The sequence below is a fragment of the Spongiactinospora rosea genome, from assembly GCF_003315795.1.
Taxonomy (GTDB): domain Bacteria; phylum Actinomycetota; class Actinomycetes; order Streptosporangiales; family Streptosporangiaceae; genus Spongiactinospora; species Spongiactinospora rosea.
This window is the reverse complement of record NZ_QMEY01000001.1, coordinates 244,826-256,263: the sequence shown is the minus strand read 5'-3', so window position 1 is coordinate 256,263 and position 11,438 is coordinate 244,826. Positions and strand designations below refer to the sequence as shown.

At 71.3% G+C, this 11,438-nt stretch carries 11 protein-coding genes; 4 read left to right on the top strand and 7 right to left on the bottom strand.

Annotation, left to right across the window (positions count from 1 at the left end; all coding sequences use genetic code 11):
• Positions 1–105: 105 nt before the first annotated feature.
• From DP939_RS01240 to DP939_RS01220, 5 genes are all read right to left on the bottom strand, one after another.
• Complete coding sequence (locus DP939_RS01240; protein WP_113977826.1) at positions 106–837, bottom strand: DUF998 domain-containing protein; 732 nt, start codon at positions 835–837, stop codon at positions 106–108.
• A gap of 112 nt (positions 838–949) precedes the next feature.
• Positions 950–1,183, bottom strand: coding sequence for a hypothetical protein (locus DP939_RS01235; protein WP_225877988.1), 234 nt, complete (start codon positions 1,181–1,183; stop codon positions 950–952).
• A gap of 27 nt (positions 1,184–1,210) precedes the next feature.
• Complete coding sequence (locus DP939_RS01230; protein ID WP_113977821.1) at positions 1,211–2,617, bottom strand: hypothetical protein; 1,407 nt, start codon at positions 2,615–2,617, stop codon at positions 1,211–1,213.
• 145 nt (positions 2,618–2,762) lie between these two features.
• Complete coding sequence (locus DP939_RS01225; protein ID WP_113977818.1) at positions 2,763–3,605, bottom strand: hypothetical protein; 843 nt, start codon at positions 3,603–3,605, stop codon at positions 2,763–2,765.
• Entirely contained in the window at positions 3,602–4,159 is a 558-nt protein-coding gene (locus DP939_RS01220; protein WP_113977816.1) for an RNA polymerase sigma factor, read from the bottom strand. Before DP939_RS01220 ends, DP939_RS01225 begins: the two co-directional genes overlap by 4 nt.
• A gap of 111 nt (positions 4,160–4,270) precedes the next feature.
• Between DP939_RS01220 and DP939_RS01215 the strand changes: the two genes are divergently transcribed.
• Positions 4,271–5,641 carry an APC family permease gene (locus DP939_RS01215; RefSeq protein ID WP_113977813.1) on the top strand — a complete coding sequence of 457 codons (1,371 nt, stop codon included), beginning with the start codon at positions 4,271–4,273 and terminating at the stop codon, positions 5,639–5,641.
• Here DP939_RS01215 and DP939_RS01210 read toward each other — a convergent pair.
• Together DP939_RS01210 and DP939_RS01205 are read right to left on the bottom strand one after the other, a co-directional pair.
• Positions 5,605–6,219 (bottom strand): AAA family ATPase, encoded by a 615-nt coding sequence (locus DP939_RS01210; RefSeq protein WP_113977811.1) that lies wholly within the window; start codon positions 6,217–6,219, stop codon positions 5,605–5,607. The genes DP939_RS01215 and DP939_RS01210 overlap by 37 nt on opposite strands.
• A 423-nt stretch (positions 6,220–6,642) precedes the next feature.
• A complete protein-coding gene (locus DP939_RS01205) occupies positions 6,643–8,007 on the bottom strand; it encodes an FAD-binding oxidoreductase (RefSeq protein ID WP_113977809.1) in 1,365 nt (454 codons plus the stop codon).
• A gap of 91 nt (positions 8,008–8,098) precedes the next feature.
• Between DP939_RS01205 and DP939_RS01200 the strand changes: the two genes are divergently transcribed.
• The 3 genes from DP939_RS01200 to DP939_RS01190 all read left to right on the top strand — a co-directional run bounded on the left by DP939_RS01200 (position 8,099) and on the right by DP939_RS01190 (position 11,431).
• The gene (locus tag DP939_RS01200) at positions 8,099–9,052 is read left to right on the top strand and encodes a helix-turn-helix transcriptional regulator (protein ID WP_113979446.1); all 954 of its coding nucleotides are present in this window, start codon (positions 8,099–8,101) and stop codon (positions 9,050–9,052) included.
• An 86-nt stretch (positions 9,053–9,138) separates the two neighbouring features.
• Entirely contained in the window at positions 9,139–9,744 is a 606-nt protein-coding gene (locus DP939_RS01195; protein WP_113977807.1) for a TetR family transcriptional regulator, read from the top strand.
• A 199-nt stretch (positions 9,745–9,943) separates the two neighbouring features.
• A complete protein-coding gene (locus tag DP939_RS01190; protein WP_263972285.1) occupies positions 9,944–11,431 on the top strand; it encodes an MDR family MFS transporter in 1,488 nt (495 codons plus the stop codon).
• The last annotated feature ends 7 nt before the right edge of the window (positions 11,432–11,438 follow it).

Genomic DNA, 11,438 nt, shown 5'->3' with positions numbered 1-11,438 from the left:
CCGAACCCAGAGCCGTCAATGGAACCGGCCGAGCCCACCGACTCGGCCGGCCCGGCGAGATCGACCCGGACCACGAGCCCGGCCGCTCAAGGACGCGATCGACCTCTAAACCGGACCACGGTCGTCGATGGAACCGGCCGAGCGCACCAGCTTGACCGGCTTGGCGAGATCGACCCGGACCGCGAGCCCGGCGTAAGCCTCACGCAGCCGTACCGCGATCCGCCGGCCCGCGCCGCCGAGGGTCACCAACCGCAGTGCGAGCACCCCCAGGAAGGCGATGCCCACCGCCAGCATCACCCGCTCGACCAGCCCGATCAGTGCCCCGTCGCCGGGCAGCGCCGCGTACGTCGTGGCCAGCAGCCCGAAGCCGCCCGCCAGCGCCAGCCACTCGACCGGCCTGGCGATGACGCGCCAGCGTTCGTCGGCGGCGAACCTGGACACCAGCAGCCCCGCGGCTGCCGGAAGGACTGCGAGCGACATCACCGACATGATCGACGCAATCCGGCGCGCCTCCCCTGTCCACCCGTCGAGCATCGGCAAGACGAATGCGGCGGCCATCATCACCCCGCCCCACGCGCCGATCAGCCACCCCGGTGTCCCCTGCACCGGAGCCCCCGTCGCCCGCAGTCCCGCCAGCAGCGCGACCGCGGCCACTCCGAGAGAGAGCATCCCGAACTCCGTGGTGACCCCCTCGCTCACCACGGCGTACTCGCCGATCGTCATGCCGAAGGCGTCGAGCCGCGGGTCGGTGTCGAGCAGGCCGACGGCCATCGCGACCACCGCCGCCACGACCCCCAGGCAGGCGATCAGCGGGTAGATCCCTCTCACGAGCAGCATGCAAGTAGGTTCTCGCCGAACGACCCCTCAGGGCATCCGGCGGTATCCCTGAGCCACCCCTGATCCCCGACCCCTGAGAAATCAGGGTCACCAGAAACCCCAGGGCCGGCGGTCAGAGCCCGGAAGGGTCGCGCCCGACGCTGATCTCGTGCGCGATGCGGAGCAGGGCCCCTTCGTCCATGCCCAGCCCCGGGGCGTGCGGCACCCGGTCGCGCAGGGTGGCCAGTACGGCGGGCACCGGCCGCCCCGCGTGGTGGGTGGCCACCTCGTGGACGATCCGGAAGAGCGCCAGGTTGCGCTCATGCTCGGCGTTCATGCCAGGCCCGAGCTGATCGTGCCCCGTCATCGCCCCGTCTCCTCTGCACTCGACGCTTCACTCGCTTCTCCCCGCAGGCCACCGTACGACCTGCCACCGACGTTTTCCGGGATTCGGGCGCATGCCCAGCCCGGCGGCCAGGCAGGCGACCGGAATGACCGGCAGGACGTACCGGTGGTCGAAGTCCAGTACCGCCACCGGCACGACCAGCAGCGCCACCGCCGTCAGCCACGGCAGCGCCGCCGGCCTGCGGCCCAGCAGCGCCCCCGCGCCGCCGAGCAGCAGGATCGCCGCGATGTACGGCCCGCGCAGGTACGCCGGGTACTGGTAGGCGATCAGGAACGACGCGTACGGCTCGACGGACCGCAGGCCGCGCAGGTCCGGGTCGTAGTCCCGGCGCACCTGCTCGACCAGCGGGTACGCGGGCAGCCCCCACGCCCCCCTCGCGAACCCGAAGGCCGGAGTGACCCGCGCGGGGTGCGGCACCGGGGTCCAGGCGAAGGTCAGCGCGGTGTCGCGGGCCACGTCGGCCAGGTAGTCCAGCGGCTGGGCGGCGATGGCCCGCAGCGCGAACGACCGGGCCAGGTCGTTGTTCGCCTCCCGCCCACCCGGCAGCAGGTTGATCGCCGAACCGGGCGCCCAGACGTACTCCGAGGCGGCGTCCACCACCGTCCCGTTGGGGCACAGGCGGGCCTCGGCGGCCGGGGGCCGGATCACCGCGCAGTCGGCGAACGTCATGGTCCGCGCCCACAGCGCGACCCCGTCCGACCCGCTGAGCGCGAACCGGCCGTGGTGGGCGTGGTACCAGGCGGCGTACGCGGCCAGGGGCAGGACCCCGGCGAGCGCCAGGGCCACCACGGGCCGCCACCCGGACCGCCGGGCGACCAGATACAGGACGAACAGGCCGAGCAGCGGCACCGCGACGGTCCGGGTCAGCCCGGCCCAGCCGAGCAGCAGCCCGGCCGCGACGGCGGCGCGCGGCGACACCACGGGCCGCCAGGTGATGACCGCCAGCGCGGCCACCACCAGGAAGATCAGCAGCATGTCGGACAGCACCGCGTGCTCAAGCCGCAGGAACGAGGCGTCGAACAGGCCGGGCACGGCGGCGAGCGTGGCGGCCCAGGCGGGCAGCGCCGCGCGGCGCAGCAGCGCGTAGATCAGCACGCCGACGGCCAGGCCCATGGCGTGCTGGACGGCGACGACGAGTTCGATGCTGTGGAAGGGGCGGAGCAGCGCCAGCAGCAGCGGGTATCCGGGCGGCCGGAATCCGGTGGAGGGCTCGGGATGGGCGGCCAGGTGCAGGTAGGAGAACGAGTCGCCCCAGTAGAGCTGGGCGGGCCGGTACCCGAGCATGGTCACCACGCGCAGCACGGCGGCCAGGGCGAGCACCACGCCGAACGGCCCATGCCCGGCCCGCAAGGGGACGGACGGCATGACGGAACGGGCGGAACCTACGGTGAGCATGCGAAATCCCGTCATCGACAGAAGGCAGAAGGCGGAAAAGGGCGGCAGCCCCGCTTTTCGGGCATGCCGGAACGACCCGTCGCCGAACGCGACGCGGGTTAACGAATCAGCAGGTCAGGAACGAATCAGCCGGTCAGAAAGGGGATCAGCAGAAGTCGCCGGTCATCTTCGGCCCCGCGTCGCGCGGCGGGGTCCTGTCCGGCCCGACCAGGAGCAGCGCGGCGTCCGAAGCGGTGAGCGTCCCGTCGTGGACGTACCAGTCCCCCGGCACCCGGGACTCCCGGCTCTTGGCCGTCGCGTACGTCAGGGACGTCACGCCGCGCTCCCGCAGCAGGTCCCGCACCGACCGCACCGGCCGCCCGACGTACGGCACACAGTGCAGCGGCTCCCCCGGCCCGTCGATCGGCGCCATGACGTCGTACCTCTCCCCGGGCTTCGCCGCCCGCCCGAGCGTCACCTCGGTGCGCCCCCGGTAATCCACCGGGATCTTGAGCCCGATCGGGCAGACGTCCCCCCATTTCCGGCAGGTCCCCTTCTGCCCGATCGCCTTGATCCGGTCATCGATCTCGGCCTTCGCGATCGGAATGCGCCCCCCGGCCATCGGCATCATGATCACCTGCCCGACCAGGCTCGCCGGAGCCGCCTTCACCCGCAGCCTGATGTCCAGCCCGATCGCGCGTAGCTGGTTCTGGTACTTGTCAGGGTCGGCGTAGATGTCGACCACCATGATCACGTAATTGGGCCCCTCGCGCCGGATGTCGAGCGCCGCCGAGGCCGGAGCGGAGTACGCCAGTACCCCCACCACGGCGGTGACCAGCGCCGTCACGACCGGCAGCGCGACCCGCCACCAGCGCCGCCTCGGCTCCCGCGCGGCGACGAAGGAGGGCTCGTCGGTGATCTCCCCGAGCAGGTCCCGGGCCCCGGGCGTCAGTCCCGGCCCAGGGTCGCGGGCGAGCGCGGCGATCAGGTGGTCGACGTCGGTGTTCATGGCCTCCCCTTCGCCAGTGCCACGGCCCGCAGGCCGTACCGGGTGAGATCGAGCCCGGCCGAGGCCAGCTCCCCGGCGAGGCGTTTGCGCGCCCGGTGCAGGCGCAGCCGGGCGGCCCCGTCGGAGCAGCCGAGCACGGTGGCGATCTCGGCAGAGGTCAGCCCCTCCCAGACGGCCAGCGACAGCACCTCGCGGTCGGTCTCGCCGAGCCGCCGGAAGGCCGCGCGGACACCGTCCATCCCGCCCCCGGCGGCGGGGGCGGATTCGGCCCACTCGGCGAGTTCGGCGCGCAGCCGTACGGCCAGCGCGCTCCTGCGGCTCTCGCCGCGCCGCTGGTTGGCGAGGACTCGCCGGGCCACGCCGTACAGCCACAGCCGGGCCTCCCCGCCCTCGGGGACGTCGTCCAGCCGCCGCCAGGCGGTGGTGAACGTCTCGGCCAGCGCGTCGGCGGCGTCGTCGGGAGATTCGGTACGCCGCTGTACGTAACCGAGCAGATCCGGGTAGTGCGCCAGATACATCTGCTCGAAGCGCTGCTTGCGGGAAGGTGGTCCCACGCTGCCACCTTTCGATGAGGCTGCTCTTCCACTTCCGACATGTCCGGCATAGCGAAGGTGTTTCGCAACGAAGCGGTGTCAAGAACATTGACAGCGGGAACGAGCCCTGACATGACCTCCCCCACCAGCCCCACGGCGGCAGCCGAACCCGTCCCACTGAAGCGGGCGATCGGCCCCAAACTACTCGTCCTGTTCATCGTCGGCGACATCCTGGGCACCGGCGTCTACGCCCTGACCGGGGCGGTCGCCGGCCGGGTCGGCGGGGCCCTGTGGCTGCCGTTCCTGGTCGGCTTCTTCATCGCGGTGCTGACCGCCATGTCCTACGTCGAACTCGTGACCAAGTACCCTCAGGCGGCCGGGGCCGCGCTCTACACCCAGCGGGCGTTCAAGGTCCCGTTCTTCACGTTCATGGTGGCGTTCGCCGTCATGTGCTCGGGCCTGACCTCGGCCAGCGCCGCCTCGCTGGCGATCGGCGGCGACTACCTGGGGGAGTTCGTCACGATCCCGGCCGCCGTGGTCGGGGTGATCTTCATCATCGCGGTCGCGCTGCTGAACTACCGGGGCGTGTCGGAGTCGGTCCGCACCAACATCGTGCTCACCATCGTCGAGGTGAGCGGGCTGGTGATCATCATCGGCATCGGCGTCTACGCGCTGGTCAACGGGCTCGGCGAGCCGAGCCGGCTGGTCCACATCGAGTCGGGGGAGGCGGGCGGGCTGATGTTCGCCCTGCTGGGGAGTACGGCGCTGGCGTTCTTCGCGTTCGTCGGCTTCGAGGACTCGGTCAACATGGCCGAGGAGTGCACCGACCCCTCCCGCAACTTCCCCCGGGCCATCTTCCTGGGCGTGGCGATCACCAGCACCGTCTACATCCTGGTGGCGATCACCTCGTCGCTGCTGGTGGACCACCGGGTGCTCGCGGAGTCGAGCGGGCCGCTGCTGGAGGTGGTCAAGGCGGGCGGGATCAGCTTCCCGCCGCAGGTCTTCGCGGCCATCGCGATCTTCGCCCTGTCCAACACCGCCCTGATCAACATGATGATGGCCTCCCGCCTGGTGTACGGGCTGGCCAACGAGAAGGTCGTGCCCAAGGGGCTGGGGTGGGTCGATCCGCGCCGCCGCACCCCGGTGATCGGCATCGTGTTCACCACGCTGCTGGCCATCGGGCTGATCTCGACCGGCGGGATCGAGGGCCTGGGCGACACGACGGCGTTCCTGCTGCTGTGCGTGTTCACGGTGGTGAACATCGCGGTGCTGGTGCTCCGCAGGGACCGGGTGGAGCACGCGCACTATCGGGCGCCGACCGCGCTGCCGGTGATCGGCGCGGTGCTGGCGCTGGTACTGGCCAGCCCGCTGACCGGACGCCCGGTGGAGGTCTACGCGCGGGCGGGCGTCCTGCTGGCCATCGGCCTGGCGCTGTGGGCGGTCAACTGGCTGGTGATCCGCCGCCGTCAGGGCCCGGCGACCGAGCCCGCCGTACGCGACTGAGGCCGGACGGCCTTCGCCGGCCGGGTCACCGCGGTGAACGCGTCGGCGATCTCCCTGGCGGCCCGGTCGGGCGACGTCTCGTCGGTGGCGATGCGCAGGTGGAACAGCGGGTCGTCGGCGGTGGCCTGGAGGGCGTCCAGGACGTCAGGCCCGGCCGAGGTGCCCACCGGGCCGCCGGTGCCACAGCCGTCCCTGCGGCGCAGCCGTTCGTGACAGACCTCCCTGGGGGCCCAGAGCAGCACGCGCACCCACTCGCCCAGCGCGGACAGCCGGCGTACGTCGGGCCGGCCGCACACATGGATCACCGGGACGAGCCCGGCCTGGGTCATGTGCTCGATCGGGTGGCGGTCGATCGCGTACCGGCCGCCCTCGCGCCGGATGTCGGAGATGATCCGTCCGGCCCGGCGGAGCCGTTCGACCTGCTCGTCGGTGACCTGGTCGTGGTCGTCGGCGGGATGGGGCCCGACGACCAGGTTGCGCACCGGCACGAAACGAGGGTCCAGGTCGTGCAGCGCGCGGGTGATGGTGCTCTTACCGCTGGCGGGCGGGCCACAAAGGATGATGCCGGTCGCCTTCATGGTGGTTCCCGCTAGTACGCCCGGCCGGCGGACTGGCTCGTCTTCATCGCATCCCTTCGCGTACACACGGGGGGGTCGTGCGGGACATGCGGGAGGCGTGTGAAAACACACGGGTAAAGCGTAGTCAGGTAGTAGTGAAGAATCCTAGCTTTCTCGGCGCGATATCGGAAACCCCTGTTTAGCGCGGAGTGCGGACCTGCTGGAAACAGCGCCGTGGGCTAGACCGCTCCAGCCTTCAACAACAAGACCTATACCGGACCGGCAACGGTAATATTGGGCGAAGAACGCTGGTTTGTCCAGCGGCTTCGCCCAGGTTCCGTTAGGTCAGACGCACCGCCCCCACGGCGCGCAGCCACCTCTTCCACCGTCGGTATTCACCTGTGTATGTCAGGTATCTTTCGTCAGCATTGCGTGGCACTGATGTCACTGATCGCGCTTATCCGGGGAGATCGGATAGTTGGCGTGAAACATCCCGTTCGGGTCGTGGCGCGCCTTCAGTTCGGCCAGCCGGTCGTAGTCGCCCGGGTCGAAAGCGGTCCGGGCCTCCTGCTCGGTCAGCCGCCCGTAGCCGAAGTTGATCCCCCGGCCCAGCGCCTGCTCCTCGAACGGAGCCAGCACGTCATCATGGAGCCTGCGCGCGATCTCCTCCTGGCCGGGCCGCACCACCGAAAGAGCGTTCAGCGAGTAGGTCGCGGCCCGGTGGCCGACGGCGCTCGGGACGCGCGGCGGGCGGGCCGGCGCGCCGCCCAGGTGCCGCATCTGCACGACGCACATGAGCGGGGCGGACGGCCCGCCGGTCTTCGGCAGCGTTGCCAGCATGCCCGGGTCGAGGTCGCGCAGCAGCCGGTTCTGGGACTGGTAGGCGTGCGGCTGGTCGGGCTCGTCGAACACGGCGGCCGACTCGGTGTAGGGGAGGTCGCGCAGCGTGTCGCGCAGCGGTGGCCCGATTTCGCGCAGCGGACGGACCAGCCGCCGGCCCTCCTCCTCCGAGCCCAGGAACGCGATCTGCACCTGGGCCACGTGCTTCCCGCGCAGGTCCTCTGGCACCTGAGGCACGTCGGGGAACGGCAACATCCCCACCGCCGAGGTCATCTCCTCGGGCACGGTCTCCGTCCAGTGCCGCCATGCCTCCAGCACGCCGGGCACCTCGGCGACGTCGAAGAACAGCCCTCCGCCGTACAACCGCGTAACCGGCAGCAGGCCGATCTCCATGCCGGTGACCACGCCGAACCCGCCGACCCCACCACCGCGCAGCGCCCAGAACAGGCCGGGCTCGCCCTCCGGCGTCACCTCCATGACCCGGCCGTCCGCGGTGACCATGGTCAGCCGCCGTACGTGGTCGGCGGCGAAGCCGTGCTTCCTGGCCATCAGCCCGAGGCCGCCGCCCAGTGTGTACGGCACCGCGCCGACCCCCGGCGAGCTGCCCGACATCGGCGCGAGCCCGTACGGGGCCGTCGCCTCGATCACCTTCGCCCAGGGTGCACCCGCCTCGACCCACGCGGTGCGCGCGGCCGGGTCCACCCGGACGCCGGCCATGCGCCGGGTACTGATCAGCACCCCGCCGTCCATCGGCTCGTTGACACCGTGCCCGGCGCCTTGGATTGCGACCCGCGCGCCCAGCGCGGCGGCGTGCCGTACGGCGGCTCGCACGTCGTCCACGCCGGTCGCCCCCACGACCAGGTCGGGCCGGTGGCTCGCCAGGCGCTGGTAACCCGTCCGCTCGTCGTCGTAACCCTCCGCCGCGGGCCGGAAAACCGGCCCGCGGATGTTCTCCGGTGTCTCAGTCATACGGCCACCCTAGGAAGGCTTGCGGACACAACTTGTCCGCAAGGTGCGGCAATCTGGAAAAGTGACCGACCCCATCTCCGCGCGCAGGAACATGCCGGGGCGGCTGCTGAAGCTGCTCTCCCTGCTCCAGAGCCGCCCCGACTGGCCGGGCCCCGAGCTGGCCGAACGCCTCGGCGTCACCGTCCGCACGATCCGGCGCGACATCGAACGCCTGCGCGCGCTGGACTACCCGGTGGAGGGCACCACCGGCACCGCGGGCGGCTACCGGCTGATCTCCGGCCGCGACCTGCCGCCGCTGCTGCTCGACGACGAGGAGGCCGTGGCGGTGGCGCTCGGCCTGGTGACCGCGGCGGGCGGCAGCGTGGCCGGGATCGAGGACAGCTCGATGCGGGCGCTGGCCAAGCTGGAACGCGTGCTGCCCGCCCGGCTGCGCCCCCGGCTGGCCACGCTCGGCGACGTGACGGCCGCCGTGCCTTACCGGAACGTGCCGCGGGTGGACGCCGGGGTGCTGGCCGTGCTGGCCTCGGCCTCGCACGACCGGCGGATGCTGGCCTTCCGCCACCGCGACCGGGAGGACCGCCTGGTCGAGCCGTACAACCTGGTCACCTTCGGCGGCCGGTGGTACCTGCTCGCGTACGACCCTGGGCGTGCGGACTGGCGGACGTTCCGGGCCGACCGGATCACCGGGCCGCGTCCCACGCATCAGCGCTTCACTCCGCGCGAACTGCCCGCCGACGACCCGGCCGAGTACGTGACCCGCGTGTTCGCCCGCGCGACCTACCGGCACACCGCCTGGATGACCGTGCGGCTGACCGCCGCCGACCTGCGCACCCGGGTGTTCACGGCGATCCCCGGGGAGGTCCGCGACCTGGGGCCCGGCGAGTGCGCGGTACGGGTGAGCGCCGACTCCCCCGCGCTCGTCGTCCAGTACGTGGCCGCCCTCGCCGCGCTGGGCGCGGAGTTCACCCTGGACGCCACTCCGGAGATCGCCCGCCGGGTGCGCGACCTCGGGGCCGCGCTCACCCGCAGGTCAGAGACACTGTGACCGACATCACCTACTTTCAGTCTATGAAAGTTTGCTCAGTCTGAAATTCTTCGCGACCCTCGCTCGTTCGGCCGTATGTGGACAGTGTGGGCAGTGTTGAAGAACTCGGGCGGAGAGACCGCAAGAAGGTGGAGACCCGTGCGGCCCTCGCCGATGCGGCGCTGCGCCTGGTCGCCGAGCGCGGCCTGGCGGGCGTGACGGTGGAGGACATCGCCGAGGCGGCCGACGTCTCGTCCCGCACCTTCTTCAACTACTTCCCCTCCAAGGAGGACGCCCTCCTGGTCACCCCCGCCGGCGTCGAGGCCGCCTGGCCCAGCTCACTGGCCGCCGCACCCCCCGGCCTCACCGCCCTCCAGGCGCTCCGCCTGGTGCTGCGCGGACAGGCCGAATCCATGCAGCGGCGCGCCGAGGAGATCATGCTGCGGATCAAGGTGATCGAGGAGAACCCGTCGCTGCTGCCCCGGCTGGTGTCCGGCGGGTTCGAGAACGAACGCGCCCTGGCCGCCGCCGTGGCCGAGCGGATCGGCCCGCGGCGGGCCGCCGGCGGCTATCCCGAACTGCTCGCCGCCGTCGGCATGGCCGCGTTCCGCGTGTCGATGCTGCGGTGGGCCCGGACGAAGGGGTCCGTGCCCATGTCCGACCTGCTCGACGACGCCTTCGACCGCCTGGCCGCCGGCCTCCCCGAACCGTGATGCCGGCCCTCCCGCCCCGGCCCGAGGCCCGGCGCCGGGAGCTGTGCCCTGCCCCTTCGCTCTTCGACTTCGTTGCGAAACCCGCTGAGAAACCTGAGGAAGCATGACAACGACCGACGCGCAGTCAGAGTCCGTGACCGCGCCCGCCCCGACATCCCGGAGAAAGGTGCTACAAGCGCTGTCCGGGCTGATGGTGGGCATGTTCGTATCCATCCTGGCCTCCACCATCGTGGCCAACGCGCTGCCCGTCATCGTCCCTGACCTGGGCGGCTCCCAGACGGTCTACACCTGGATCGTCACCTCCGAACTGCTGGCCATGACCGCAACGGTGCCGCTGTGGGGCAAGATGGCCGACCTCTACAGCAAGAAGCTGCTGATCCAGCTCTCCCTCGGGCTGTTCGTGGTGGGATCGCTGATCGCGGGCCTGACGCCCAACGTGGAGATCCTGATCGTCAGCCGGGTCGTGCAGGGCATCGGCGCGGGCGGCATGAGCGCGCTGGCCATGATCGTCATGGCCGCCCTGATCCCGCCGCGCGAACTCGGCCGCTACGCCGGCATCTTCGGCGCGGTCTTCGGCGTCGGCACGGTCGTCGGACCGCTGATCGGCGGCGTCCTGGTGGACACCTCCTGGCTGGGCTGGCGCTGGTGCTTCCTGATCGGCGTGCCGTTCACGATCGTGGCCATCGTGCTGCTGCAGCGCACCCTCAACCTGCCGGTGGTCCGCAAGAAGGTCAAGGTCGACTACCTGGGCGCGTTCCTGATCACGCTCGGCGTGAGCACGCTGCTGGTGTGGTCGTCGCTGGCGGGCAACAAGTTCGAGTGGGGTTCGTGGTGGACCGCCGGCCTGGTCGGCGGCGGACTGCTGGTCCTGGCGCTCGCCCTGTGGGTCGAGTCGCGGGCCGCCGAGCCGATCATCCCGCTCAGCCTCTTCAGGAACCGCACGGTCGCCCTGGCGACCGTGGCCAGCGTCCTGGTCGGCGTCGCGATGTTCGGCAGCACGGTGTTCCTGTCGCAGTACTTCCAGATCGCGCTCGGCTACTCCCCGACCGAGGCCGGGCTGATGAGCCTGCCGATGGTCTTCGGCCTGCTGGTGTCCTCCACCGTGGCCGGGCAGCTCATCACCAAGTGGGGCCGCTGGAAGGCGTTCCTGGTGGCGGGCGGGACCATCATGCTCGCCGGGATGGTGCTGCTGAGCACGATCGGCGGGCAGACCAGCGTGCCGGTGCTCATGGTCTACATGGCGGTGCTCGGCATCGGCGTCGGCATGCTCATGCAGAACCTGGTGCTGGCCGCCCAGAACGACGTACCGGCCAGTGACCTCGGCGTCGCCACCTCGGCACTGACCTTCTTCCGCAGCATGGGCGGCGCGGTCGGCGTCAGCGCCCTGGGCGCGGTACTGGCCAACCAGGTCACCTCGATGCTCACCGAGCGCATCCCGGCCATCGCGGGCGCGACCGCCGGAGGCGGCGGCGAGGCCCAGGCCGTACCGGACATCGCCCAGCTCCCGGCCCCGTTGCGCACCATCGTCCAGGACGTCTACGCCACGGCCACCGCCGACCTCTTCCTGATCGGCATCCCCCTGACGGCCCTCGCCCTGCTCGCCGTCCTGTTCATCAAGGAGAAGCCGCTCAACACCCTCTCCGGCGAAGAACGCCTCGCCCAGGAGCAGGCCACGGCCTCCCACTGACCAACCC